This is a genomic window from Roseateles sp. P5_E1, assembly GCF_054049335.1.
Window position 1 is genome coordinate 150212 of sequence record NZ_JBFUMN010000007.1, and the last position, 24530, is coordinate 174741.

Consider the following 24530-nt stretch of genomic DNA (forward strand, 5'->3'; position numbering starts at 1 on the left):
CTTCGGTGGCACTGACTGCAAGGCTTGTCAGAGGTTGCCGTCATCGGCTCACCCGTCGACGCGGCAGCAGCGACGCCCGCTTGCCGGCAGTCCCGGTCAGCTCAGCTTGAAGCTGCTCACCAGCCCCGCCAGCCGCACGGCCTGTTCCTTCAGCGACTGAGCCGCCGCGGCGGACTCCTCCACCAGCGCAGCGTTCTGCTGCGTCATCTGGTCCAGCTCCGTCACGGTGCCGTTGACCTGGCGCAAGCCCTGGCTCTGCTCGACGGCGGCAGCGCTGATCTCGCCAATGATGTCGGTCACACGCTGCACGGAGCCGACGATGTCGGTCATGGTCGTGCCGGCGTCGTTGACGAGATGCGTGCCGGCCTCGACGCGCTCGACGCTGGCGCCGATCAGCGCCTTGATCTCGCGCGCCGCTTCCGCCGAGCGCTGGGCCAGCGAGCGCACTTCGCCGGCGACGACCGCGAAGCCGCGGCCCTGCTCGCCGGCGCGGGCCGCTTCCACTGCGGCATTCAGCGCCAGGATGTTGGTCTGGAAGGCGATGCCGTCGATGGTGCCGATGATGTCGGCGATCTTGCGGCTGGCATTGTTGATCTCGCCCATGGTGCTGACGACGCGCGACACGACCTCGCCACCACGTCCGGCCGTCTCGGCGGCGGCGCCGGCCAGCTGCTTGGCCGTCATGGCCGAGTCAGCGCTCTGGCTGACGGTACCGGTCAGCTGCGTCATCGAGCTGGAAGCCTGCTGCAGGTTGGACGCCGTCTGCTCGGTGCGCTGCGACAGGTCCATGTTGCCGCTGGCCACCTCGCTGGAGGCGACCTGGATGCTCTCGGCCGACTCGCGCACCTGGCCCACGATCTCGGACAGCGACTTCTGCATGGCGGCCAGGGCCTGCATCATCTCGGCGGACTCGTCCGTGCCGCTGGCCTCGGGAGCACGCGACAGGTCACCGCCGGCCATGCGTTCGGCAAAGCGCTTGGCTGCCACCAGCGGGCCGATGATGGAGCGCGAGATCAGCACGGCCAGCGCGCCGCCCGCGATGACGCAGACGACGAAGGCGACGATGAAGCCGACGAAGACGTTGCCCACCAGCTTGTCCACCGTCGCAAAGATGTCATCGCCCCGCTTCTTCAGGTCGGCCTCGATGTTGTTGAGCATGGACAGCGCCGGCTCATAGGCGACGTCCGCAGCCTTCATCTCCTCGAAGGCCGATTGGGCGTCGGCGAAACCATCTGCGCTGATCTTGTCGGCCACCGGCTTGACGGCCTTGCGGTAGTCGGCCATCAGCACACGGAACTTCGCCAGCGCCTCGCGACCCTTGTCTTCGGTCGTCATCTTGCCGAAGTCGTCCATCGCCTTGTCCAGGCCCGCCTGGGCGCCGTCCCACTCCTTGCGGGCCCGTGCCATGCCTTCCTTGTTGAAGATGGAGGCCACCAGCGTCGATGTGGCCGTCTTGCTCTGCAGCAGGTGGCTGCGGGCCGCAACGGTGATGTTGGACGTCGGGATGAGCTTCTGCGTGATGCCCTGGATGGCCTTCTGCGACACGTTCAGGCCAAAGCCACCGACGGCAACCAGCAGCGCCGTCATCGCCAGGATGATGCCGAAGGCCAGCCAGAGGCGGGCTTGGATACGCAGGCGTCGCAGCATGGCGGTTCTCCTCGTGGGAAAGGGCAATCAGAAATAGCCGCTGATTGAAGCAGAAACCCGCACGGGCAGATACAAATGCGCTGGTAGGCTCGCGGCATCGTTCACGGCACAGCCCACCATGAGCTTTTTGGCCATCGACATCGGCAACACCCGGCTCAAGTGGGCCGTCTATGAAGACGGCGCCGAACCTGGCAGCCCGCCGACGCAGCACGGTGCCGTTTTCCTGGAGAACATCGACCGCCTCGCCGACGAGGCTTGGCAAGCCCTGGCCCCGCCCGCACGCATCCTGGGCAGCAATGTGGCCGGCGACGCGGTGCGCCGCCGTGTCGAGGAGCAGATGGAGCACTGGGACCTGGTGCCCCGCTGGGTCGTGCCCGCCGCCGAGGCGGCCGGCGTGAGAAACGGCTACGACCACCCGACGCGCCTGGGCGCCGACCGCTGGGTGGCCGTCATCGGCGCCCATGCACACGCCAAGAAGCGCGGCTTCGAAGGCCCGGTGCTGGTGGTCATGGTGGGCACGGCGGTGACGGTGGACGCGCTGTCCACCGACGGCGAGTTCCTGGGCGGCCTCATCCTGCCCGGCCACGGCATCATGCTGCGCGCGCTGGAAGGCGGCACCGCCGGCCTGCGTGTGCCGACGGGCGAGGTGCGCGACTTCCCGACCAACACCAGCGACGCGTTGACGACGGGCGGCACCTTCGCCATCACCGGCGCCATCGAACGCATGTTCCGCCTGCTGGCCAAGCGCGAGGGCCGCGAGCCGCTGTTGCTGATGACCGGCGGTGCGGGCTGGAAGGTCGCGCCGGCGCTGGATGCGCCCCATGAGCTCATCGAAGGGTTGATCTTCGATGGGCTGCTGGCGATCAATTCGGCGCGGGGCTGAGTCAAAGGCGACCGTGCCGGTCAAGGCCACTCACGCCTGACGCGAGCGATCAAATCCGTCATCCGCTGATCAGTGAGCAGAAGAGCGACGATGGCAGCCGCGAGCGTTTGGCCCGCCTCCAGATCGCTCGGCCAGTGAAAGCCGCCCTTGACGCGATTGGCACTCACCTGCTTGGCGCGGCGCAAGTATTCCGCCACATCCGTCGGCCGAGCAACGGTCATCAAGGCTGCGGCTGAATAGGCCAGCACCGCATGACCCGCCGGATAGGCGGCATGCGCCGGGAACAAGGGCTCGCCGGACTGGATGGCCAGCCCGGGAGCAGTCGGAAGGTCCCATGGGCGTCCCCGGTTGAAGATCAGCTTCAGAGCGAAGGTCGTGTCGCGCGTTTCACGACGAATGCGCTCAAGCAACTCCATGGTTGCGGGCTTGTCCAGCAACACCGCCGCCGCCGCCCCCGCCGCCACTGTCGTCAACGCCGCCATGTCGCTCGACTGGCTGCGTATCTCCTCAATCTCCAGTTGCGTCAACGCGGCGCTCGGGAAGGACCCGAGTTCGTTGCCCACGCTGAGCAGGTGGAGAACGCCGGGCTCCACAAAGTCGTCCCTCAACGTGTTGAGCTGATCGTTGCTCAACCAGCGCCCGGCATCCGGGCTGCCCTTTCTTGCCAGCTTGAGGTAGTCCGACCGCCAAGACGGCATCGGGAATGCAGCCATGCCTGCAGGCAGAACACCTGTGCGCGGCTCGTTCACCGACGCTTTGGCTGCAGGTGCCGCTTCCTCTTCGGGAAGCTCATACTTCAGCAACGCCAGGTGCAGGGCATTGCTGCGCCAGGTGATCCCTTCGGCCGTTTGCAGCCAGCGAATTGCCGTCTCCCGCTTGCCGATGAACTGGATCACCTCGAACGAGATGCCGCCTTGCCCGCCGTATATCGGGTCGACGCGCCACTCGCCATAGACGCTGCTCATTGCGATGAGCCGCAGATGGTGCGCATCACAGCACTGGCTAACCGTCTTCAGTTCCTCGGCAGAAAGCTCTTGCTGGACGGCCGCGGCCACAAAAGGCGGCCTGTCTCCAGACGTGAACTTGGCCTCTTCTTCCTGACACGACGGCTCATCGGTACAAGGGGGCAAAGCAGGTGCCGCCGCCTTGTCGCAGACCGTTTTCACCCATGCATACGACTCCCTGGGACTATCCATGACTTGCACTCCTGTCTGATGAGATTTGGCATCATTGCCGCCGGTAGGCTAACAACTTGCAACATTTCCCACCATGAGCATTTCGGCTGAGTCTTTGGTGCTGCACCGTCGCCATTGGCTCGTATGGCCCGCAGCCTTGTGCCTCACGGCCTCTTCAGCTCGTTTGCCGAAACCATCGGTGGTATTCATTGGTGATGGCCCCCCGGAACGCTTTTTGCCGTGGCAGAAATTCCAGGCAGCCGTCCAACGGCATCAACCCGGACTTTTGCTGTTCGCCAACCTCACCTATCTGGCCTGCCCGAAAGGCGATCACACCGCGAAGCGAGCCCTCATCGCCGCAGCGGCACGCAATAGGCCGCCCGTCATGGTGGCCCCGACGGGCAACTCCGCCGTATTGGCGACTTCGGTTTCAGAAGGTACTCCGGTGGTGTTTGCCAGCTATCTTGACCCGATCCGCGCCGGCTTCGCCACTTCAGACCGCCTGCCTGGCGGCCGTGCGACCGGCATTTCGCTGGCGGATTGGCTGGACGCCAAGCGGATGCAGACGCTGCACGAGGGCTTTCCGGGCATTCGACGCGTCGGGCTGCTGACCGACCGCTCATGGGCTGAGCACTACCAGGGCGTGGGGCGCGTGTTGGCCGATGCGCAGCACATGGGCCTGCAGGCGACGCTGTATTGCGGTGACACGGCGGACGACATCGATCGGCTGATGCAGCAACCCTCGGCAGCGCAGGAAGACGCCTGGTACGTGCTGCCGACCGATCTCGCCTATGTCGGCGAGGCGCGCGTCCTGGCGCATCTACGCCGGCTGAAGGCTCCCGGCATGTTCTGCACGCCGGGCGAGGTGGAGCACGGCGGCGAGATCGCCTACGTGGCAGACAACAGCTTCGTCTTTCCCAAGCTCGCAGAGCTGGTCGCACGCGTGGCCGGCGGTGAAGATCCGAGCCGCATTCCCATCGAGCGGCCCCGCCGCTTTCTGCTGCTAGCCAGGGCGGATGCCCGCTGGCGCGGCGAGCCCATCAGTGCACGCCTGCTCCGCCGTGCGGACCGCATCGTCTGAGGGGCCGAGACCGATGCCGCTGCAAGCGCTGGCGCGCACGTTCGGACCGGGCTCGCTGGCACGGCGCTATCTGGTACTGCTGGGGCTGATGACGCTGGCGCTGCTGTCAGCTGCCTCGACGCTGGAAATGTTGTTCGGCTACCGCGAGGCCCGCCAGCACATCGAGCAGTTGCAGCAGTTGCAGGCCCGCGCTGCGGCACGCGAGATCGAGCAGTATCTGCAGGTGCTGGAGGAGGGGCTGAAGGACGCGGCCAAGTTTCCCTGGGGCGAGCCGGGCTGGGGCGCCGACGAGCGTCTGCAGGAATGGCACCGGGCCATGGTGTTGATGCCTGCGGTGACGGAGTTTCAACTCGTGGACAGAGACGGCCGTGAGCGTCTGAGCGTGTCACGCACAGGTGTTGACCGGATGAGCAGCGGCCAGCTCTTGCTTGAACCGGCGACGGTGCAGGGCGTGTTGCCTGGCGCGCTGCGCTACGGCCGCACCTTCTATGCCGACAGCGGCGACCCGCAGGTCCAACTCGTCGTTGCCGACCCGCGACCGGGTGGCGCCGTCACCGTGGCGACGATCAATCTGAGGTTTCTGGCCGACGTGGTGTCGGGCCTGCGCGTCGGACAAGCCGGCAATGTCTATCTGGTGGACGGCGAGAACCGGCTGATCGCCCATCCTCGCCCGAGCGAGGTGCTGCGCCGGCGCGACCTGAGCGACGCACCTCCCTTGCGGCTGGCGCGTGCCGCCGCCTCCGCCCCCTTGCTGCTGAACGCCGTGGATTCGACGGACCTGACGGGCGAGACAGTCATCACGACCAGCCTGCCGCTGACCCGGGCAGACTGGCTGTTGTTCGTCGAGCAGCCGCGGCGCGAAGCCTTGCTGCCCGCGCTGGCCACGTTGCAGCGCTCGCTGCTATTGCTAGGCTTAGGCGCCCTGCTGGCCGTCGCGGCCAGCATGGTGTTCGCACGCCGCATGGCCGCGCCCATCGTCGCGCTGCGCCGGGCAACTGCGCGCATTGCCGCCGGCAACCTGGATGCGCCGCTGGAACTGAACCGCCACGACGAGATCGAAGACCTCGCTCAGGACTTCAACCAAATGGCCTCCCGCCTGCGCGATCTCTATGCCAGCCTCGAAGCCAAAGTCGCCGAGCGCACCGCCCAGCTCTCCGAGGCCCGCGACGTCCTCTCCGCGCGCGCCGAGCAACTCACCCAGCTCAAGGACGAAGCCGAGCGCGCCAACGCCGCCAAGACGCGCTTCCTCGCCGCCGCCAGCCACGATTTGCGCCAACCCATGCACTCGATCAGCCTGCTGCTGGGCGTGCTGCAGGGGCGGCTGACCAGTCCCGAGCACCTGGCCCTGGCCGACAAGATCCAGTCTTCTGTCGCAACGATGGAGAACCTGTTCGGCAATCTGCTGGACATCTCCAAACTCGATGCCGGCACGGTGCAGGCCCACATCGAGGACGTGAACCTGGCCTGGCTGTTGCATGGGCTGGAACAGATCTGGGCCCCGCAGGCGGCTGAGAAGGGCCTGAAGCTGCGCGTGCGACCCTGTGACGTCGTCGTGAAGGGCGACGCCGCGCTGCTGGCGCGCATCGCCGGCAATCTGGCGGCCAACGCCATCCGCTATACGCGAGAAGGCGGCGTGCTGGTCGCCTGTCGGCGCCGCGGTGCGATGGTCGAGCTGGAGGTCTGGGACAGCGGGCCCGGTATCGAGCCCCGCTACCAGGAAGCCATCTTCGAGGAGTTCTTCCGCATCGAGGCGCCCGGCACGGGTCAGGAGAAGGGCCTGGGGCTGGGCCTGTCCATCGTGCAGCGCAGCGCCCACATCCTGGGCTACCGGCTCAGCGTGCACAGCCGTGTCGGCAAAGGCTCGGTGTTCCGCGTCGAAATGCCGCTGGCCGGACCCGCCACGCGGTCCGCGAAGGTCTCGCCAAGGCTTGCGGCCAGCCAACAAGCGCTCGAGGGTCGTTTCATCGTCGTCGTCGATGACGAAGAGACGAATGCTCAGGCCCTGGTCGACGCACTGCTCGCGCTGCGCTGCCACGTCGTTGCAGCGGCCTCCTGCGAGGACATGCTGGCCCAGCTGCAGCAGCACCTGCGTGTGCCGGACCTCATCGTCACCGACTACCAGCTCGGCGCCGGGCGCGATGGTTTCGAGGTCATCGCGCGGCTGCGCCAACACTATGACGAAGACATTGGCGCCGTCATCGTGACGGCCAACACGGAAGCCGCCCTGCAGCCGCAAGCTCAAGCCTGCGGCGCCCGGCTGCTGCACAAACCGATCGGGCTTCAGCGGTTGCTGGAAGCCATGAGGGAATCATTGGCATCAATGGCAGAGCCTTGAGCCGGCACCGGCTCTTCGAAGCACAGCCCCATGCGACTCGCCGCCAGTACGGCCTGGGTGCGCGTCGTCACGTTCAATGCCCGCAGCACGCACGAGGTGTGCGCCTTGACGGTACTGAGCGACAGGTTCAGCTGCCGACCGATCAGTTTGGCCGGTTTGCCCTGCAGCAGCAGATGCAGCACGTCGGCCTGGCGCGGTGTCAGGCCCAGTTCGGTCGGGCGCCGCCCCTGCGCAGGCGAAGCCAGCGGTGCAGGCATGGCGGGAGTCAGCGCACGGCCGCCGAGGAACACCGATGACGGCAGGTAGATGCCCTTGGCAAGGATGAGGCGCAGCGCACCCAGCATGACCTGCGACGTCGAGCTCTTGGGAATGAAGCCCATCGCACCCGCATCGAGCACGGCAAGCACCGTGTCCTTGTCATCGGCCGAGGACATCACGACGACCGGCACCTCAGGATGATCACGCCGCAGCCGGCCCAGGCCCTCGAGGCCAGACAGCCCTGGCAGGCCGAGGTCGATCATGACCAGATCGGCGTCGCCGCGCTCGGCAAGCACCGCAAAGGCCTCCTCGCAACTGCCCGCCTCCCAGGTTTCAAGTGCTTCCACCAGTGGTTTCAGCAGCAGCGCCACGCCCTCGCGGAACAAGGGGTGGTCATCGATCAACAGAATCTTCATGGGCAGTCTCCCTGCTGGGCCGGATGGTATCGACGCGCATCACTCCCCGCACAGGGCAGGGGGCAGCCTTTTGGCTTAGTCCAATGGCCTATGCGCAAGACCGGCCGGCCCATGTACTTCTCGGCAATGGTGCAGATGCATGGCACTCACCAAACTTGATGACATCAGACGGCGTCGTCGCGCCGCAGAGGCTCAGGGAGATCATCATGCTGCCAACCGCTTCCATCTCATCGCAGGAACGCCCGGTTCTTGACGCCAACCCGCGACAGGTGCTCGGCGCCCTTCCCCAGCCACTGCTGGTGGTGCTGCCAGACCGGCGCGTGCTGTTTGCCAACACGAGCGCCGAACACCTGGTGGCCGAAGGCTTGTGGCAGTCCCGCTGCGATCACCTGATGAGCCTGGGGCAACTCGACGCCTCGCACCTGGAGGATCTGCTGGCCCTGGCCGCCGCAGGGTCGTCGTCGCGCAAGGGACTGTGGTTCGCTCCCGGACTGACGACGGGTTGGCTGCATGCCGCGCCGCTGGCGCCGCCCATTGCGGGGGCTTCCGGTTGGCCGGAGCGCAGCATCCTGCTCGCCATCCATCTGGACCAGCCGGCGCTGACCCAGGCTGCGCGCATCGACGCGTTGACACGCCAATTCCGCCTCAGCCAGGCCGAGCGTCATGTGCTGCTGCTGCTGGCCGACGGCGAACCGGTGGATGCCACTTCGCGTCATCTCGGCCTGTGCGTGAGCACCGTACGCAGCCATGTGCGCAACCTGCTTGGCAAGACGCAGGCGCCTACCCTGATGCAACTGCTGCGCTGGACGGGCAGCGCGCAGGCGCTGCCGCACTGACGCCGCTACAGGATGAAGCGGCTCAAGTCCTCGTTCGCTGCCAGCGCCGCCAGCTTGGCGTCGACCGCCGCCGCATCGAGCGTCACCGTCTGACCCGCATTGCGCGGCGCATCGAAGCTGATCTCGTCGAGCAGCCTTTCCATCACCGTCGCCAGCCGCCGCGCGCCGATGTTCTCGGTGCGCTCGTTCACCTCGAAGGCGATCTCGGCCAGGCGGCGAATGGCCGCGGGCTGCAGGTCCAGCGTGACGCCTTCGGTGGCCAGCAGGGCCTGGTACTGCTTGACGAGGCTGGCGTGGGTGCTGGTCAGGATGGCTTCGAAATCAGCGACCGACAACGAATCCAGCTCGACGCGAATGGGCAGGCGGCCCTGCAGCTCGGGGATGAGGTCGCTGGGCTTGGCCAGGTGGAAGGCGCCACTGGCGATGAAGAGGATGTGGTCGGTCCTGACGAGGCCGTATTTGGTCGACACCGTCGTGCCTTCAACCAGCGGCAGCAGGTCGCGCTGCACGCCCTGGCGCGAGACCTCGGCGCCACCGTGTTCGTTGCGCGATGCCACCTTGTCGATCTCGTCGATGAAGACGATGCCCATCTCCTGGGCATTGGCCAGCGCCGCGGCGCGGATCTCCTCCTCGTTGACGAGCTTGGCCGCTTCCTCTTCGATGAGCAGCCTCATCGCTTCGGCGACCTTGAGCTTGCGCGTCTTCTTCTGAGTGCCGCCGAACTGGCTGAACATGCCCTTCAGTTGTTCGGCCATGTCCTCCATGCCTGGCTGGTTGCCGAAGGGGCCGAGCACTTCCATCGTGGGCCTGGGGGCGAGCAGGTCGAGCTCGATGTCCTTGTCGTCGAGCTGGCCCTCGCGCAGGCGCTTGCGCAGGGTCTGGCGCGTCGCGTTGTCTCCGTCCTGCGAGCTCGGGCTGCCCGGCAACAGTATCTGCAGGATGCGCTCCTCGGCGGCGTCCTCGGCGCGCGTCTGGCAGCGGCGCATGGCCCCCTCGCGCTCCTGCTTTACGGCGACCTCGATGAGGTCACGAATGATGGAGTCCACGTCCTTGCCGACRTAGCCGACCTCGGTGAACTTGGTCGCCTCGACCTTGATGAAGGGCGCGYCGGCCAGYTTSGCSAGGCGGCGGGCGATCTCGGTCTTGCCGACGCCGGTCGGSCCGATCATCAGGATGTTCTTSGGCGTGATCTCGCCGCGCAGCTTCTCGTCGACCTGCTGGCGSCGCCAGCGGTTGCGCATCGCGATCGCGACGGCGCGCTTGGCGGCCTGCTGGCCGACGATGTGGCGGTCCAGCTCGGAGACGATTTCCTGAGGGGTCATCGAACTCATTCAAGCACCTCGAGGGTGTGATTCTGGTTGGTGTAGATGCAGATCTCGCCGGCAATCTCGAGCGAGCGCTTGACGATGTCTGACGCGCTCAAATCGGTGTGCGCCAGCAAGGCCTTGGCGGCGGCCTGGGCGTAGGCGCCGCCAGAGCCGATGGCGACGATGCCCTGCTCGGGCTCCAGCACATCGCCGTTGCCGGTGATGATCAGCGACGCGGTCTTGTCAGCCACGGCCAGCATGGCTTCCAGCCGGCGCAGCACGCGGTCGGTGCGCCAGTCACGCGTCAGCTCGACCGCCGCGCGCACCAGGTGGCCCTGGTGCTTTTCCAGCTTGGCCTCGAAACGTTCGAACAGCGTGAAGGCATCCGCCGTGGCACCCGCGAAGCCCGCCAGGACCTGGTCACGGTAGAGCTTGCGCACTTTGCGCGCGCTGGCCTTGACGACGATGTTGCCCAGGGTCACCTGGCCATCGCCGCCGATGGCGACCTGCCAACCGGTGGGCGTCTGGCGGCGCACTGAAACAATGGTTGTGCCGTGATAGACGGCAGAAGATTCTGAAGACATAGGCCGTCCCAGTTGAGGTTCAGCCGCGGTTTCGCAAGGTCGGCCGCGGCCGCGGGATCAGTTGATCCGCACCTTGACCTTGGCATGCTCGTTGATGCCCATCGCGCCGAAAAACAGCGCGACCAGCCGGTGGGCGTCGGTGAAGACGACCATGCGGTTCTCGGTCCGGCGCTGCAGCACCCAGTTCAACAGGTCGCCGGCGGCCATGAAGTCCAGCCGGATCAGCTTGGTGCAGGAGATGTTGATGATGCTGGCGTCGCCGACCTCGGTGGACAGCGTGCGCAGGCTGTCGGAGATATCGCCGCTCATCTGGCCCATCAATTCGAGCTGGGCCAGGCTGGCCTCGGCAACGCTCGTGTCGAGGAAAGTCGACTGCGCCTCGCTCTGCATCGAGCTCGTGGCCGGGCTGTTGGTCGACGAGCCTTCGCCGCCGATGCGCACGCGGCACTTGGCGCGCTCCCAGGACGGCGGCGAGACCTCGTAGGTCACGCAGTAGTCGATGGCGGCCTCGTCGAACTGATCGGGTCGGTTGGCCAGGCGCAACGCTTCCAGCCGCAGCATCCAGAGCACCGGGTCGGTGTCGCGTTCGCCCACTGGCGCCAGCTCCTTGAGCTGGTTCAGGAAGCGGTCGCCGCCCACCCATCGCTGGTCGACCTGCTGCTGGGCCCAGACCCGAAACAGCTGGCGCATCTGGATGGCGGCCTCGATCTCGATCTCTTCCAGCGGGCCCCAGTCGAAGACCCAAGGCATGGGCAGGGTCTCGCTGCGCTTTTGCAGCAGCGTCACATCCTCGGCTCTCACGGTGGAGGGCGCCGTCCAGCTGACCTGGCTGGCCTTGGCCATGGGCGAGCGGTTGGACTGGCGTGTCGATTCGGCCACCAGCTTGGGCATGGAGAACCACTGCGGTGCCGACAGGCCGAACTGCTGGGCGTACTCGACGGCCAGCGCCTCGAACTTGCCCTGAGCGCCGGTGGCGCGGTAGTGGTCGAACAGCACCAGCCAGGTCTCGCCGTGCAGATTGCGGCTGCCGCCCGGGCGCACGAGCTCGGTCAGGGCACGCTCGCTGTTCTCGTAATCGGCGTTCGCAAACGCGATGACGGCCTCGTCGAGCTCGGGGTCGTGCACGACCTCCTGCACCTCGACATCGGGCGTGGACTCGGCCAGCGTGAAGGACAGCGGCATGTCCAGCGGCGGCAGGTCGGGCAGGCGGCTGGGCGGCGAGTCGGACAGCGGCGGGATGGCCGCGCCCATGGTCACGGCAGCCGGCGGCGTCGGCGCCTGCAGGCGCTGCACCTCACGCGGCGTCGAGAACTCGCTGACCCGGCCGCCGTTGGCCTCGGCAGGCGACGGCGTCGCGACGGAGGACGAGAAGGCCACCGGCCGCGTGCTGGTGTCGAAGAACCCGGGCTGCTGCTTGGGCACAGCCTGCGTCGTCGCAAAGCTCTCGCCCACCATCTGCTGCTCGATCTCGTCGATCTTGGCCTTCACGCCCAGATCGATCTTGGAATTGGGCTCGCTGATGCGCTCGTCGTCGCCCATCCGGGACGGCGACGAGGCCAGGGCCGCGAGCTGCTCAGGTGTCAGGCCCTCGCGGCGGATGCGGCGCAGCATGTCGAGCTCGCGCTTGCGCACGAAATCGTTGCGGCGCTTGCGCTCCACCATCGCACGCAGTTCGGCCTTGGCAAGGTCGCCCTCGGGGTCGTCCTGGCGCGAATTGATCTCGGCCCAGTCCGTCGTGGGGTTGGCCACGAAGCGCGCCACCTTGCGGAAGAAGCTGTCGCCTTCCTTCGGGTCTGCGGGCTTGGATTCGGACATGTCTGGACTATGCCTCGTGGAAACGAACGGTGTCAGCGACCCACGGGCCGAGCGCCGGGCCGCTCCCAAGCCGGCCCGCCCAGGTGATGTGCTTGCGGCTCAACGCCGCAAGCATCGCCGTCCCCTCGGGGGACCGGCCAAGGTTCACCTTGGACGAGGGGCTCCATTCAGTCCCCGAACATTTTTTGCTTGAGCTCGCGGCGCTGCTGCGCTTCGAGCGACAGCGTGGCCGTCGGGCGGGCGATGAGGCGGCCCAGGCCAATGGGCTCGCCGGTCTCGTCGCAGTAGCCGTACTCGCCGGTGTCCAGGCGCGCGATGGATTGCACGATCTTCTTCAGCAGCTTGCGCTCGCGGTCACGGGTGCGCAGCTCCAGGGCGTGTTCTTCCTCGATCGTGGCGCGGTCGGCCGGATCGGGGACGATGGTCGTGTCCTCGCGCAGATGCTCGGTCGTCTCGCCCGCGTTGGACAGCACGCCGTCCTTCAGCTCGGTCAGCTTGGCGCGGAAGAACTCGATCTGCTTCGCGTTCATGTACTCCGAGTCCGGCATGGCCAGCACCTCGGCGTCCGTCAGCTCGGCGCCCGATTTGGTCTTCCAGGCGTTGACCAGCTTGGGGTCGCCTTTGGCGGCCACGCGAGGCGTCTCGTCGACATGGCCAGCGCCACGCACGGGGGGCTTGGGCGGAGCGAACCGGTCGGCGAACCGGTTGGCTGGCGCGGGCGCCTCGAGCATCGCGACGTCGGCGCCGGGGTCAGTCTTCTTGGCGCCCTTGGGGGCGGTTTTGGGGGCCGGGGTCTTGCTCACTGTCTTCTCCTCGCTCAGGGCTTGCATCGGCGCGGTGTCAGACCTTGATCCCACTGCTTTTCAGCCGGCTGCCCAATTTTGAGCGCGGCGGATTGTAGCCACAGGGAATCTTCAGCCTTCACCCCCCGGGAAACGGTGCTCCCGGGGCAAAAAAACATCACGCCAAGCAGCCTTCCAAGCCTTGCATCAGTACCTCTTTTGGCAGGTCGATACCAATGAACACCATCTTGCTCTGCTTTTTCTCTCCCGGCATCCACTTCGGGCCGAGATCGGAGCCCATCATCTGATGCACGCCCTGGAAGATGACCTTCTTGTCCGTGCCTTTCATGTGTAGGACACCCTTGTATCTGAGCATCTTGGGACCGTAGACCTGCACGATGGCGCCCAGGAAGTCCTCCAGCTTGGCCGGGTTGAAAGGCTTGTCGGCACGAAAGACGAAGCTTTTCACGTCGTCATCATGGGCATGGTGGTGGGGATGGTCGCAATGCTCGCCATGTTCATGATCGTGATCATGGTGATGATGGCCGTGGTCGTGAGCGTCCGCTTTGAGGAAATCCGGGTCGATCTCCAGCTTGGCGTTCAGATTGAAACCGCGCAGGTCAAACACCTTGGCCAGGGCCACCTCGCCGAAATGGGCGGTCTGGATGGGTGCCCGCGGGTTCATGTGCTTGATGCGGTGCACCAAGGCCTCGACGGCCGCCGGCTCGACCAGATCGGCCTTGCTGATGAAGATCTGGTCGGCAAAACCCACCTGCATGCGCGCTTCCTGGCGACTGTTGAGCTGCTCCTCGGCGTGCTTGGCGTCCACCAGCGTCAGCACCGAGTCCAGCAGATAGCTCTCGGCGATCTCGTCGTCCATGAAAAAGGTCTGGGCGACGGGGCCGGGGTCGGCCAGGCCGGTGGTCTCGATGACGACGCGCTCGAAGTCCAGTTCGCCCTTGCGGCGCTTGGCGGCCAGGTCGGACAGGGTCGTGCGCAGATCCTCGCGGATGGTGCAGCAGACGCAGCCGTTGTTCATCTGGATGATCTGCTCGTTGGTGTCGGACACCAGGATGTCGTTGTCGATGTTCTCTTCGCCGAACTCGTTCTCGATGACGGCGATCTTCTGGCCATGGGCCTCGGTCAGCACCCGCTTGAGCAGCGTGGTTTTGCCGGCACCGAGGAAGCCGGTCAGGATGGTGGCGGGAATGAGGCCTTGGGGCTTGGACATGATGGGAACCGTTTTCGTCGAAGGCGGCAGATATGGGGGCTGGGAGGCCCAGCACAAGGTTTTGTCAAATCAATCGGCTATTCTGTCCCTTCCGCAATACCTTGACAGCTCCCCTTGAGCGAACCGCATTCAGGCAGGCCCCCAGTTCGCGGGGCCGCCAAACACCCGCCCGAGGCCCGTGGCCTGCTGGAGCGCATGCTGGAGTTCCTGCACCCMGGCCCCGACTCCAAGAGCGAACTGATCGATACCCTGGCCGACGCCGAGCAGCGCGAGCTGATCGAGCCCGAGTCGCGCCAGATGCTGGAAGGCGTGCTGCGCATGGCCGAGCTGTCGGCCGGCGACGCCATGGTGGCCGCACCGCGCATGGACCTGCTGGACATCGACGCGCCCTATGACGAGCTGCTTGGTCTCGTCATCGACACCGGCCATTCGCGCTTCCCCGTCTTCGAGGGCAGCCGCGACAACATCATGGGCATCCTGCTTGCCAAGGACCTGCTCAAGATGCAGCGCGCGCCTGAGCTGAACCTGCGCGCCCTGCTGCGCCCGACGGTCTTCGTGCCCGAGAGCAAGGGCCTGAACGAGCTGCTGCGCGACTTCCGCTCCAACCGCAACCACCTGGCCATCGTCATCGACGAGTTCGGCAACACCGCCGGCCTCATCACCATCGAAGACGTGCTCGAAGAAATCGTCGGCGAGATCGAGGACGAGTTCGACGACAAGGATGGCGAGTCCGGCATCTACACCCTGGCCGACGGCAGCCAGCGCATCGCCGGCGACGCGACCATCGCGGCCGTCAACGGCAGCTTCAACCTGGCCTTGCCGGACAACGACTTCGACACCATCGGCGGCCTCATCGCCCATGAGCACGGCCGCGTGCCGCGCCGCGGCGAGACCGTGCAGGTGGGCGGCCTGAACTTCGCCGTCATGCTGACCCGCGGCGGCGCGGTGCGCTGGTTCAAGGTCACGCGCGCCCCCGAAGACGAGACCGAGGCGTGAAGGGCGCGAGGGCTGCGGCTGTCGCACTGGCCGCAGGCCTGCTGCACACGGCCTCATTCGCGCCCACCGGCGCCTGGTATCTGCAGCCCATCGCGCTGGCGCTGCTGTTCGCCACCGTCGAGCAGGCCACGCCCCGGTTTGCGTCCCTGGTCGGCGCGCTGTTCGGCTTTGGCTGGCTGGCCTCGGGCCTGTGGTGGCTGCATATCAGCATGCACCAGTTCGGCGGCATCCCCTGGCTGCTGGCCGCGCTGGCGGTGGCATTGCTGGCAGCCTTCCTCAGCGGCTTCTACGCGCTGGCCCTGGGCCTGACCGCGCGCTGGATCGCGCCGGGCCGCTGGCGGCTGCTGGCGCTGGTGCCGGCCTGGCTGCTGGCCGAGCTGGCACGGGCGACCTGGCTCAGCGGCTTCCCGTGGATCGCTGCGGGCTACGCCCACACCGTCGGCCCGCTGGCGGGCTGGGCGCCCTGGGTGGGGGTCTACGGCATCTCCGCGCTGGCAGCGCTGGCGGCCGCCGGCCTGGTATGGCTAAAGCGCGGTGCCGTTGCCTGGGCCGCGCCTGCGCTGCTGATCCCGCTGGCCGGCCTGCTGCTGCCGCAGGACTTCACGACCTCCAGCGGCCGCCTGGCCCTCTCCCTGGTCCAGCCCAGCATCCCGCAGGATCAGAAGTTCGACCCGGCCCGCTTCGCCGCCAATCTGGAGTTGCTGGCCCGGCTCATCGAGTCGGCGCGCGGCCAGGTCGTCATCACGCCCGAATCGGTCGTGCCGCTGCCGCTGGCTGAGCTGGACCGCGCCACCCTCGTGCGCCTGGCCCGCCCCGAACGCCCCGCACTGCTCGGCGCCTTCCTCGGCAATGCCGACGAGGGCTTCGTCAATTCCGTCGTCGCCCTGGGCAGCGACTACCACTACGGCAAGCGCCACCTGCTGCCTTTCGGCGAGTTCATCCCGCCGGGCTTTGGCTGGTTCGTGCATGCCATGAACATCCCGCTGGACGACCAGGCCCGCGGCGACCACCAGCGCCCCTGGGCCGTCGCCGGCCAGAGGCTGCGGCCGCTGATCTGCTACGAGGATCTGTTCGGCGAGGACTTCGTGCAGAGCGCCGTCGGGCCCGACGCGGCGACCGCCTTCGTCAACGTCAGCAACCTGGCCTGGTTCGGCACCGTCATGATCCAGGACCAGCATCTGCAGTTCTCGCAGATGCGCGCTCTCGAGTTCCAGCGCCCCGTCGCGCGCTCGACCAACACTGGCGCCACTGCCCTTGTTGACCATCACGGCCACATCACCGCCCGGCTGCCCGCCCTGCAGCGCGGCGTGCTGGAGGTCGAAGTCGACGGCCGCAGCGGCTCCACGCCCTATGCCCGCTGGCTGGCCGCGCTGGGGCTTTGGCCGCTCTGGCTTTTGTCCCTGTTGGCCCTGGCGGGCGTGCGCAGGGCGGCCTCATAGAATCGGCCACCCCCTCTCCCCCTCGCCTCATGCTGACCTTCCAGCAAATCATCCTGACCTTGCAGGACTATTGGTCCAAGCAAGGCTGCGCCCTGCTCCAGCCCTACGACATGGAAGTTGGCGCCGGCACCAGCCACACCGCCACCTTCCTGCGCGCCCTCGGCCCCGAGCCCTGGAAGGCCGGGTATGTGCAGCCCAGCCGCCGCCCCAAGGACGGCCGCTACGGCGACAACCCGAATCGGCTGCAGCATTACTACCAGTACCAGGTCGTCCTGAAGCCCGCGCCGGCCAACATCCTGGAGCTCTATCTCGGCTCGCTGGAGGCGCTGGGCTTCGACCTGAAGAAGAACGACGTGCGCTTCGTCGAGGACGACTGGGAGAACCCGACGCTCGGCTGCTGGGGCCTGGGTTGGGAGGTGTGGCTGAACGGCATGGAGGTCACGCAGTTCACCTATTTCCAGCAGGTCGGCGGCATCGACTGCAAGCCCATCACCGGCGAGATCACCTACGGCCTGGAGCGCCTGGCGATGTACTTGCAGGGCAAGGAATCGGTCTATGACCTGGTCTACACCGACGGCCTGACTTATGGCGACGTGTTCCACCAGAACGAGGTCGAGCAGTCGACCTACAACTTCGAGCACAGCGATGTGGACTTCCTGCTGTCGGCCTTTGCCGCGCATGAAAGGAAGAGCCAGGAGCTGATGGTCGAGAAGCTCGCCCTGCCCGCCTACGAGCAGCTGCTGAAGGCCGCCCACAGCTTCAATCTGCTGGATGCCCGCGGCGCCATCAGCGTGACCGAGCGCGCGGCCTACATCGGCCGCATCCGCAACCTGGCCCGCGCCGTTGCGCAGAGCTATCTGGACAGCCGCGCGCGCCTCGGCTTCCCGATGGCCCCCAAGGCCTGGGCGGATGAGGTCGTTGCGCAGATCGAACTGAAGAACAGCAAGAAGGCGGCCGCTTGATGAATCTGCTCGTTGAACTGTTTGTCGAAGAGCTGCCGCCCAAGGCGCTGAAGAAGCTCGGCGAGTCCTTCGCCAGCGTGTTGGCCGACAGCCTCAAGGCCCAGGGCCTCGCCGCTGCGGACGCCGCCGTCACGTCGTTCGCGTCGCCGCGCCGCCTCGGCGTGCATGTGGCCAACGTCGCCGCCAAGGCCGCCGACAAGGCCGTGCAGCAGAAGCTGATGCCGGTCGCCGTAGCCCTCACCGCTGATGGCCAGGCCACGCCCGCGCTGCTGAAGAAGCTGGCCTCCATCGGCGCCGGCCCCGAAGTCATGCCGCAACTCAAGCGCTTGCCCGACGGCAAGGCCGAGGCGCTGTTCTGGGACAGCATGCAAGCCGGCGCCACGCTCGCGCAGGGCCTGCAGAAGGCGCTGGATGAAACCCTCGCCAAGCTGCCCATCCCCAAGGTCATGAGCTATCAGCTCGAAGACGGCTGGACCGACGTGAAGTTCGTGCGCCCGGCCCATGGCCTCGTCGCGCTGCACGGCAGCGAGATCGTGCCCGTGCAGGCCCTGGGCCTGACTGCCGGCCGCACGACCTGCGGCCATCGCTTTGAAGCCGCCCAGCCCACGGTCAGCATTGAATCGGCCGACAGCTATGCCACTCAACTGCGTGACCAGGGCGCCGTCATCGCCGGTTTTGCCGAGCGCCGCGCCGAGATCGCGCGCCAACTCAAAGGTGCGGCCGATGCGCTGAGCCTCACGCCCATCGATGACGCGGCCCTGCTCGACGAAGTCACCGCCCTCGTCGAGCGCCCCAATGTGCTGACCTGTGCGTTCGAGGCCGAGTTCCTGGCCGTGCCGCAGGAGTGCCTCATCCTGACGATGAAGGCCAACCAGAAGTACTTCCCGCTGCTGGACTCTCACGGCAAGTTGACCCGCCACTTCCTGGTCGTCAGCAACATCGCGCCCGCCGACGCCGGCGCCGTCGTGCAGGGCAACGAGCGCGTCGTGCGCCCGCGGCTGGCCGATGCCAAGTTCTTCTTCGACCAGGACCGCAAGAAGAAGCTCGAAGACCGCCTGCCAGGCTTGGCCAAGGTCGTGTACCACGGCAAGCTGGGCAGTCAGGGTGAGCGCGCCGAGCGCGTCAGGTCGATCGCGCATGCCATCGTCAACCAGCTGAGCATGGCGACCCTGCCCTACACGGTCGACGCCGACGACGAGTTCAAGGTGCTGGACAGCAAGGTCCAGCAGGCCAGCCAGCTGGCCAAGTGCGACCTGCTGACCGACATGGTCGGCGAATTCCCCGAGTTGCAGGGCATCATGGGCGGCTACTACGCCCGCCACGAAGGCCTGCGCGACGGCGTCGCCATCGCCATCGAGGACCACTACAAACCGCGCTTCGCCGGCGACGCGCTGCCGCGCAACCACACCGGCACCGTCGTGGCGCTGGCAGACAAGCTGGAGACGCTGGTGGGCCTGTTCGGCATCGGCCAGCTGCCCACCGGCGACAAGGACCCGTTCGCACTGCGCCGCCATGCGCTGGGCGTCATCCGCATCCTCGTCGAGAAGAACCTGCCGCTGGACCTGCCCGCGCTGATCGACGCGGCCGTGCCGGCCTTCGGCGAGCTCATCGAGAACCCACGTGAACCGCTGCTGAGCTTCTTCGCTGATCGCCTGTCTGTGTCGCTGCGTGACCAGGGTTACAGCGCCCAGGAAGTCGACGCCGTGCTGGCGCTGAACCCCGCTCGCCTGGGCGACGTGCCGCGCCGCCTTGAAGCCGTGCGTGCCTTTGCCGCCCTGGCCGAAGCGGCGTCGCTCGCGGCTGCCAACAAGCGCGTCGGCAACATCCTGAAGAAGGTCGAGGGCGAACTGCCCCACGCCATCAACGATGCGCTGCTGAAGGAAGCCGCCGAGCAGGCCCTGGCCGCCGCGATTGCCGAAGTCCAACCCACTGCCGACCTGCTGTTCGAGCAGCATGACTACACCGGCTCGTTGAAGGCCCTGGCCGCGCTCAAGGGCCCGGTCGACGCCTTCTTCGACGACGTGATGGTCAACGCCGAGGACCCGCTGCTCCGCGCCAACCGGCTGGCCCTGCTGGGCCGCCTGCACGCCGCCATGAACCGGGTCGCCGACCTGTCGCGCCTTGCCTAAAGCCTCCATGCGCGCCGACCACGCCCACGGCATGAAGCTCGTCATCCTCGGGCGGGACGGCACGATCAACCGCTACCGCGACGACCACGTCAAGGCGCCGGAGGAACTCGACCCGCTGCCGGGGGCGCTGGAGGCCGTCGCGCGCCTCAATCACGCCGGCTGGCACACGGTGCTGGCGACCAACCAGGCCGGCATTGGCCGCGGCCTGCTGGACATGGCTTCGCTGAATGCCGTGCACATCCGCCTGAACCAGTTGCTGGCCGAAAAGGGCGGGCGCCTGGACGCGGCGTTCTTCTGCCCGCACACGCCCGAAGAAGGCTGCGACTGCCGCAAGCCCCTGCCCGGCCTCATCCAGCAGATCGGCGAGCGCTTCGACGTCGCGCTCGCCACCATCCACATGGTCGGCGCGTCGCTGACCGACCTGCTGACGGCGCAGAACGCCGGCTGCATGCCCCACCTCGTGCTGACCGGCCCCTTCGGCAGCCTCGGCACCAACGAGCTCGCCAACCTGCTCGTGCAGGTGCCCACGGCCCGCGTGCACGACGACCTGATGAGCTTTGCCGAAGCCATCATCCAGGAGGAGCGCCGCCGCGTTGCCGTGCAGCGCGGCCAGGTTCTGACCCCCGACACCCAGGCCGGAGACCTGAACTGAAGTGATGAGCCCACCCCCTACCGGCTTCGCCGGCCCCCTCAAGGGGGCGATGCCAGCAGCCCGGCAAAGCCGGTTCTGCGGCATCCGCTTGGCCATGCACTCTGGCGCCACCGTTGCGCACCTATTGATTCGGAAGTCCTGATGGCAACGCTATTGAGCGCTATCCGCTCGCTGATCTTTGTCCTGGTTCTCGTCGTCACCGTCATCCCCTGGGCGACCGGTGTCGTCATCCTGTCCATCTTCCGCCGCGGCGACCCGGTCTACTGGGCTTGTGCCGGCTGGCTCAAGGTCGCCATCTGGAGCGCGCGCCTCATCTGCGGCATCCGCTGGCGCATCCAGGGCATGGAGAACCTGCCGTCGGCTTCGGACCGCCGCGCCGGCGTCGTGCTGCTGTCCAAGCACCAGAGCACGTGGGAGACCTTTGCCTACCCGGCCCTGCTCAGCCATCCGCTGGCCTATGTCTTCAAGCGCGAACTGCTCTACGTGCCCTTCTTCGGCTGGGCGATGGCGCGCATGGACATGATCCACATCGACCGTGGCCGCCGCACGGAGGCCTGGAACAAGGTGCTCAGCCAGGGCAAACGCCTCGGTGGCCAGGGCAACTGGGTCATCATGTTCCCCGAAGGCACGCGCATCCCGCGCGGCCAGGTCGGCGACTACAAGACCGGCGGCACCCGCCTGGCCATCGAGGCCGGCCTGCCCGTCGTGCCCATCGCCGCGACGGCGGCGCGCTGCTGGCCACGCAAGAGCTTCCTGCTGCGTCCGGGCGTGGTGGACATCTCCATCGGCCGGCAGATCCGCCCCGAAGGCCGCTCGCCAGCCGAGTTGATGAACGAGGTCAAGGACTGGATCGAATCCGAGATGCGCCGCCTCGACCCCGAGGCCTATGCCAACCCTCCGTCCGCCGGCGTCGCCGGCGACGCGGCGGCGAACCAACACWGATCGCCATGCCCGCCAAGCGCCCGGCCCCACTCCTGCAGGACAGCCAGCTGTCACTGTTTGACGTGGAGCCGGAGATCACGCCAGCCGAGCCCGGTGCGCCGCGCGCGCGGCGTGAGCTCCTGCTGGGCCAGCATCGCATCGGCTATGAGCTCAAGCGCGCGCGCCGGCGCTCGATCGGCTTCGTCGTCGGGCCGCAGGGCCTGCGCGTCAGCGCACCGCGCTGGGTGCCCATCAACGAGATCGAACGCGCCCTGCATCACAAGGGCGATTGGATCCTGCGCAAGCTCGTCGAGCAGCGCGAACGCCAGCAGCGCATCCAGGCGTCGCGCATCGAGTGGCTGGACGGTGGCCGCCTGCCCTATCTCGGCGAAGCCTTGACGCTGGTGCTGGCACCTGCCGAACGCGAGGTGGTGTGGGATGCCGCCACGCACCAGTTGCGCCTGCCACTGCCCCAGGGCGCCTCGGCCGAGCAGATCCGCGACCTGGCCCAGTCCTGGCTGCAGGCCCGCGCGCGCGAGGACTTCCTGCCGCGCTGCCGCCAGTTCGCCGACCAGCTCGGCGTGGCCATGAAGTCGCTGCGCCTGTCCTCGGCGCAGACCCGCTGGGGCAGCGCCAGCGCCGACGGCTCCATCCGCCTGAACTGGCGCCTCATCCATTTCGCGCCGGCCATCATCGACTACGTCGTTGCTCACGAACTGGCCCATCTGCGCGAGATGAACCACAGCCCGGCGTTCTGGGACACGGTGCGCTCCGTGCTGCCCGATTTCGAGCGCTCGCGCGATGCGCTGCGCGAGGAATCCATCGTGGTTCAGTAGGCCCCTCGTCCAGTCTGGCCCGGCTGAACGCCGGCCAACCTGGCCGGTCCCCCTGGGGGACGGCGATGCTTGCAGCATTGAGCTGCAAGCACATCGCCAAGGCGGGCCGGCTTGGGGCGGCCCGGCACTCGGCCCGAAAGACGCCGCAATGGCTTGCATGTGAATACTACCGAGCCACGGTCACCCTGCCGCCTTCACAAAGCGCAACACTTCGTCTGACGCTGTCACACAGGTACCCGCAGCCGGCCCAGCCGGAGGGAGTGAAGGTACCGCGCTAAGCCGGACCGCCGCCGCACGATCTTGATCGTCGGCGGCGTTTCTCTTTGGCGCCGGCGTCAGCCGGGCAGGAAGCGGTAGACGCCGTCGGCGCCCAGTTCGCGCTTCAGCTCGCCCTTGAGCCACAACGCGTGCAGGTGAGCGATCGCCTCGCCCATCGCGAACGTCGTCTGGTGCAGGTCGAGCTTGCGTTTGAACAGCACGGGCAGCAGGCCGGCCGCATGCGTCGGTTCGGCGCGGCAGGCGGCGATGACCTCGGCGAGGCGCTCGACATGGTGCTCCTGCAACTGGTCGATGCGCGCATGCAGGCCGGTGAAAGGCTTGCCGTGCGAGGGCAGCACCAGCGTGTCGGCCGGCAGTTCCAGGTAGCGCTTGAGTGAGTCCAGATAGAGCGTCAGCGGGTCGGCCTCGGGCTCGACGTCGACGACGGAAACATTCGTCGAAATGCGCGGCAGCACCATGTCGCCGCTGATCAGCAGCTTGGCTTCTTCGCAGAACAGGCTGATGTGCTCGGGCGCGTGGCCGTAGCCGGCGATGCAGCGCCAGGTGCGCCCGCCGATGTCGATCTCGCTGCCATCCATCAGCCGCCGGTAGCTGGCCGGCACGACCGGCACCATCTTGGGGTAGTAGTCGGCACGGGCGCGGATCTTCTCCAGCGACTCCGGGTCGGTCAGGCCATGGCTGCCAAAGAAGGCCGCTGCCGAAGCGCCGCCCATGCCCACCGTCGAGCCGCTGGCCAGGCGGGCGAGGTTGTAGTCGGTCGCGCTCATCCACAACCGGCAATTCCATTTCTCGGTCAGCCAGTGCCCGAGCCCGAGGTGGTCAGGGTGGAAGTGCGTCGCAATGACACGCAGCACGGGCAAACCGTCCAGGTGCGCGGCAAACACCTGCTCCCAGTTGGCGCGTGTGTCGTCGCTGGCGATGCCGCAGTCGACGATGGTCCAGCCCTCGCGACCATCGAGACGGTCACGCAGCAGCCACAGGTTGATGTGGTCCAGCGCAAAGGGCAGGCCCATGCGCACCCAGCGCACGCCGGGTGCCAGGTCCAGCGCCTCGCCGGGTTGGGGCAGGGTATCGCCCAGGGGGTAATGCAGTTCGGATTCGCGTGGATTGGCCATGACCGCTCTAGACTGACGTTTACGTCAATTGAGTGTAGCCATGCCCTCCCGCCGACCTGTCCCCGCCGCGACCGAAACGACCTACACGATCACTGAACTCGCCGCCGAGTTCGACATCACGCCGCGTGCGATCCGCTTTTACGAGGACATGGGCCTGCTGGAGCCTGGCCGCAAGGGCCGCAACCGCGTCTACACGCCGCGCGACCGCACTCGGCTGAAGCTGACGCTGCGCGGCAAACGCCTGGGCCTGGCCCTGCAGGAGATCAAGCAGCTCGTCGACATGTATGACAGCCAGGCCAGCGCTGCGCCCCAGTTGCGGGCCTTCCTCACCATCCTGGCGCAGCACCGCCAGCAGCTCGAACAGCAGCGCCACGACATCGAAGTCACGCTGGCCGAGATCCAGCAGCACGAGAAGCGTTGCCGCGCCTTGCTGGGGTCTTGAACCATCGGCCAAGCGTGACGCTTTGCCGGGAGCGGCTTCAAATTGCGTCGCATGCGGGACAAACCCCGCTGACGCCATCCCACAGTCTGACTAGAGTCCGCCCCTCGACCGAGGTGGCATTTGCCACCGGCCGAAATGTCTTTGTGGAGCTGTCATGACACTCGGACCGCGCCGTACCCTGGCGCTTGCCCTGCCCGCCATCGCGGGCGCCCTGCTGATGCTGGCCCAAGCGGCCAGCGCCCAACAAGAAGCACCCAAGGCCGAGAGCCTCGAGCGTGCGCAGAAGGCCGCCGACGCCGTCTTCCACTGGATCAAGCTCAACGCCGACAAGGGCGCCAACCGTCAGGCGCCCGCACCAGCGCCGGCGCCAGCCGCCGCGCCGCGCAAGCCGGCTCCGGCTCCCGTGGCG

General features: G+C 67.1%; 20 protein-coding genes and 2 pseudogenes. 13 read left to right on the forward strand and 9 right to left on the reverse strand.

Features of this window, described 5'->3' with window-relative positions:
- Nucleotides 1–96 precede the first annotated feature (96 nt).
- Nucleotides 97–1647: a methyl-accepting chemotaxis protein gene (locus ACXJKJ_RS09910; RefSeq protein ID WP_457389990.1), complete on the reverse strand. Its 1551-nt coding sequence runs from the start codon at nt 1645–1647 to the stop codon at nt 97–99.
- A gap of 118 nt (nt 1648–1765) precedes the next feature.
- Between ACXJKJ_RS09910 and ACXJKJ_RS09915 the strand changes: the two genes are divergently transcribed.
- Nucleotides 1766–2530: a type III pantothenate kinase gene (locus tag ACXJKJ_RS09915; RefSeq protein ID WP_457389991.1), complete on the forward strand. Its 765-nt coding sequence runs from the start codon at nt 1766–1768 to the stop codon at nt 2528–2530.
- 20 nt (nt 2531–2550) lie between these two features.
- On the opposite strand, the gene ACXJKJ_RS09920 is transcribed toward ACXJKJ_RS09915, so the two are convergent.
- Nucleotides 2551–3726 (reverse strand): phosphatase PAP2 family protein, encoded by a 1176-nt coding sequence (locus tag ACXJKJ_RS09920; protein ID WP_457389992.1) that lies wholly within the window; start codon nt 3724–3726, stop codon nt 2551–2553.
- Between the two features lie 73 nt (nt 3727–3799).
- Here ACXJKJ_RS09920 and ACXJKJ_RS09925 point away from each other — a divergent pair, with 73 nt between their 5' ends.
- Together ACXJKJ_RS09925 and ACXJKJ_RS09930 are read left to right on the forward strand one after the other, a co-directional pair.
- The gene (locus ACXJKJ_RS09925; RefSeq protein ID WP_457389993.1) at nt 3800–4786 is read left to right on the forward strand and encodes an ABC transporter substrate binding protein; all 987 of its coding nucleotides are present in this window, start codon (nt 3800–3802) and stop codon (nt 4784–4786) included.
- A 13-nt stretch (nt 4787–4799) separates the two neighbouring features.
- Nucleotides 4800–7121, forward strand: coding sequence for a hybrid sensor histidine kinase/response regulator (locus ACXJKJ_RS09930; protein WP_457389994.1), 2322 nt, complete (start codon nt 4800–4802; stop codon nt 7119–7121).
- Here the strand turns inward: ACXJKJ_RS09930 and ACXJKJ_RS09935 are convergent.
- The gene (locus ACXJKJ_RS09935) at nt 7067–7795 is read right to left on the reverse strand and encodes a response regulator (protein WP_457389995.1); all 729 of its coding nucleotides are present in this window, start codon (nt 7793–7795) and stop codon (nt 7067–7069) included. The two genes, ACXJKJ_RS09930 and ACXJKJ_RS09935, sit on opposite strands and share 55 nt — an antisense overlap.
- A gap of 206 nt (nt 7796–8001) precedes the next feature.
- Between ACXJKJ_RS09935 and ACXJKJ_RS09940 the strand changes: the two genes are divergently transcribed.
- Entirely contained in the window at nt 8002–8631 is a 630-nt protein-coding gene (locus ACXJKJ_RS09940; protein ID WP_457389996.1) for a helix-turn-helix transcriptional regulator, read from the forward strand.
- 5 nt (nt 8632–8636) lie between these two features.
- Here ACXJKJ_RS09940 and hslU read toward each other — a convergent pair whose 3' ends face one another.
- The 5 genes from hslU to ACXJKJ_RS09965 form a co-directional block, all read right to left on the reverse strand.
- Nucleotides 8637–9962 carry an ATP-dependent protease ATPase subunit HslU gene (gene hslU / locus ACXJKJ_RS09945; RefSeq protein ID WP_457389997.1) on the reverse strand — a complete coding sequence of 442 codons (1326 nt, stop codon included), beginning with the start codon at nt 9960–9962 and terminating at the stop codon, nt 8637–8639.
- Nucleotides 9959–10522 carry an ATP-dependent protease subunit HslV gene (gene hslV / locus ACXJKJ_RS09950; RefSeq protein ID WP_057296634.1) on the reverse strand — a complete coding sequence of 188 codons (564 nt, stop codon included), beginning with the start codon at nt 10520–10522 and terminating at the stop codon, nt 9959–9961. The genes hslU and hslV overlap by 4 nt, the downstream gene beginning before the upstream one ends.
- A gap of 57 nt (nt 10523–10579) precedes the next feature.
- The gene (locus tag ACXJKJ_RS09955; RefSeq protein WP_457319696.1) at nt 10580–12337 is read right to left on the reverse strand and encodes a hypothetical protein; all 1758 of its coding nucleotides are present in this window, start codon (nt 12335–12337) and stop codon (nt 10580–10582) included.
- A 167-nt stretch (nt 12338–12504) separates the two neighbouring features.
- Nucleotides 12505–13140, reverse strand: a complete 636-nt coding sequence (gene dksA, locus ACXJKJ_RS09960; RefSeq protein ID WP_235532114.1) for an RNA polymerase-binding protein DksA — start codon at nt 13138–13140, stop codon at nt 12505–12507.
- A gap of 157 nt (nt 13141–13297) precedes the next feature.
- Nucleotides 13298–14350, reverse strand: a complete 1053-nt coding sequence (locus tag ACXJKJ_RS09965; protein WP_056204635.1) for a CobW family GTP-binding protein — start codon at nt 14348–14350, stop codon at nt 13298–13300.
- Nucleotides 14351–14464: 114 nt separating this feature from the next.
- Here ACXJKJ_RS09965 and ACXJKJ_RS09970 point away from each other — a divergent pair, with 114 nt between their 5' ends.
- The 7 genes and pseudogenes from ACXJKJ_RS09970 to ACXJKJ_RS10000 all read left to right on the forward strand — a co-directional run bounded on the left by ACXJKJ_RS09970 (nt 14465) and on the right by ACXJKJ_RS10000 (nt 22285).
- Nucleotides 14465–15346: an HlyC/CorC family transporter gene (locus tag ACXJKJ_RS09970; protein ID WP_056204638.1), complete on the forward strand. Its 882-nt coding sequence runs from the start codon at nt 14465–14467 to the stop codon at nt 15344–15346.
- Nucleotides 15343–16785 carry an apolipoprotein N-acyltransferase gene (lnt, locus tag ACXJKJ_RS09975; RefSeq protein WP_457389998.1) on the forward strand — a complete coding sequence of 481 codons (1443 nt, stop codon included), beginning with the start codon at nt 15343–15345 and terminating at the stop codon, nt 16783–16785. The genes ACXJKJ_RS09970 and lnt overlap by 4 nt, the downstream gene beginning before the upstream one ends.
- Before the next feature lie 29 nt (nt 16786–16814).
- On the forward strand, nt 16815–17747 hold the full coding sequence (gene glyQ / locus ACXJKJ_RS09980; RefSeq protein WP_056204643.1) for a glycine--tRNA ligase subunit alpha: 933 nt from the start codon (nt 16815–16817) through the stop codon (nt 17745–17747).
- Nucleotides 17747–19876 (forward strand): glycine--tRNA ligase subunit beta, encoded by a 2130-nt coding sequence (gene glyS / locus ACXJKJ_RS09985; RefSeq protein WP_457389999.1) that lies wholly within the window; start codon nt 17747–17749, stop codon nt 19874–19876. Before glyQ ends, glyS begins: the two co-directional genes overlap by 1 nt.
- A gap of 7 nt (nt 19877–19883) precedes the next feature.
- Nucleotides 19884–20528, forward strand: coding sequence for a D-glycero-beta-D-manno-heptose 1,7-bisphosphate 7-phosphatase (gmhB, locus tag ACXJKJ_RS09990; RefSeq protein WP_235532115.1), 645 nt, complete (start codon nt 19884–19886; stop codon nt 20526–20528).
- Between the two features lie 342 nt (nt 20529–20870).
- A pseudogene (locus ACXJKJ_RS09995) lies at nt 20871–21185 on the forward strand (lysophospholipid acyltransferase family protein); the annotation flags it as partial.
- 509 nt (nt 21186–21694) lie between these two features.
- A complete protein-coding gene (locus tag ACXJKJ_RS10000; RefSeq protein WP_457390000.1) occupies nt 21695–22285 on the forward strand; it encodes a M48 family metallopeptidase in 591 nt (196 codons plus the stop codon).
- A gap of 335 nt (nt 22286–22620) precedes the next feature.
- On the opposite strand, the gene ACXJKJ_RS10005 is transcribed toward ACXJKJ_RS10000, so the two are convergent.
- The gene (locus ACXJKJ_RS10005; protein ID WP_457390001.1) at nt 22621–23679 is read right to left on the reverse strand and encodes an MBL fold metallo-hydrolase; all 1059 of its coding nucleotides are present in this window, start codon (nt 23677–23679) and stop codon (nt 22621–22623) included.
- Nucleotides 23680–23719: 40 nt separating this feature from the next.
- On the opposite strand from ACXJKJ_RS10005, the gene ACXJKJ_RS10010 reads away from it, so the two are divergent.
- Entirely contained in the window at nt 23720–24121 is a 402-nt protein-coding gene (locus tag ACXJKJ_RS10010) for a MerR family transcriptional regulator (RefSeq protein ID WP_056204659.1), read from the forward strand.
- A gap of 154 nt (nt 24122–24275) precedes the next feature.
- Nucleotides 24276–24530, forward strand: a pseudogene (locus ACXJKJ_RS10015) (hypothetical protein); the annotation flags it as partial.

Coding starts and splice junctions, on each gene's coding strand:
- hslV (WP_057296634.1), bottom strand. CDS start 10,522: ATGTCTTCAGAATCTTCTGCCGTCTATCACGGCACAACCATTGTTTCA.
- ACXJKJ_RS09965 (WP_056204635.1), bottom strand. CDS start 14,350: ATGTCCAAGCCCCAAGGCCTCATTCCCGCCACCATCCTGACCGGCTTC.
- ACXJKJ_RS09925 (WP_457389993.1), top strand. CDS start 3,800: ATGAGCATTTCGGCTGAGTCTTTGGTGCTGCACCGTCGCCATTGGCTC.
- ACXJKJ_RS09910 (WP_457389990.1), bottom strand. CDS start 1,647: ATGCTGCGACGCCTGCGTATCCAAGCCCGCCTCTGGCTGGCCTTCGGC.
- ACXJKJ_RS09915 (WP_457389991.1), top strand. CDS start 1,766: ATGAGCTTTTTGGCCATCGACATCGGCAACACCCGGCTCAAGTGGGCC.
- ACXJKJ_RS09920 (WP_457389992.1), bottom strand. CDS start 3,726: ATGGATAGTCCCAGGGAGTCGTATGCATGGGTGAAAACGGTCTGCGAC.
- ACXJKJ_RS09935 (WP_457389995.1), bottom strand. CDS start 7,795: ATGAAGATTCTGTTGATCGATGACCACCCCTTGTTCCGCGAGGGCGTG.
- gmhB (WP_235532115.1), top strand. CDS start 19,884: ATGCGCGCCGACCACGCCCACGGCATGAAGCTCGTCATCCTCGGGCGG.
- glyQ (WP_056204643.1), top strand. CDS start 16,815: ATGCTGACCTTCCAGCAAATCATCCTGACCTTGCAGGACTATTGGTCC.
- glyS (WP_457389999.1), top strand. CDS start 17,747: ATGAATCTGCTCGTTGAACTGTTTGTCGAAGAGCTGCCGCCCAAGGCG.
- ACXJKJ_RS09940 (WP_457389996.1), top strand. CDS start 8,002: ATGCTGCCAACCGCTTCCATCTCATCGCAGGAACGCCCGGTTCTTGAC.
- ACXJKJ_RS09955 (WP_457319696.1), bottom strand. CDS start 12,337: ATGTCCGAATCCAAGCCCGCAGACCCGAAGGAAGGCGACAGCTTCTTC.
- ACXJKJ_RS09930 (WP_457389994.1), top strand. CDS start 4,800: ATGCCGCTGCAAGCGCTGGCGCGCACGTTCGGACCGGGCTCGCTGGCA.
- ACXJKJ_RS10005 (WP_457390001.1), bottom strand. CDS start 23,679: ATGGCCAATCCACGCGAATCCGAACTGCATTACCCCCTGGGCGATACC.
- ACXJKJ_RS10010 (WP_056204659.1), top strand. CDS start 23,720: ATGCCCTCCCGCCGACCTGTCCCCGCCGCGACCGAAACGACCTACACG.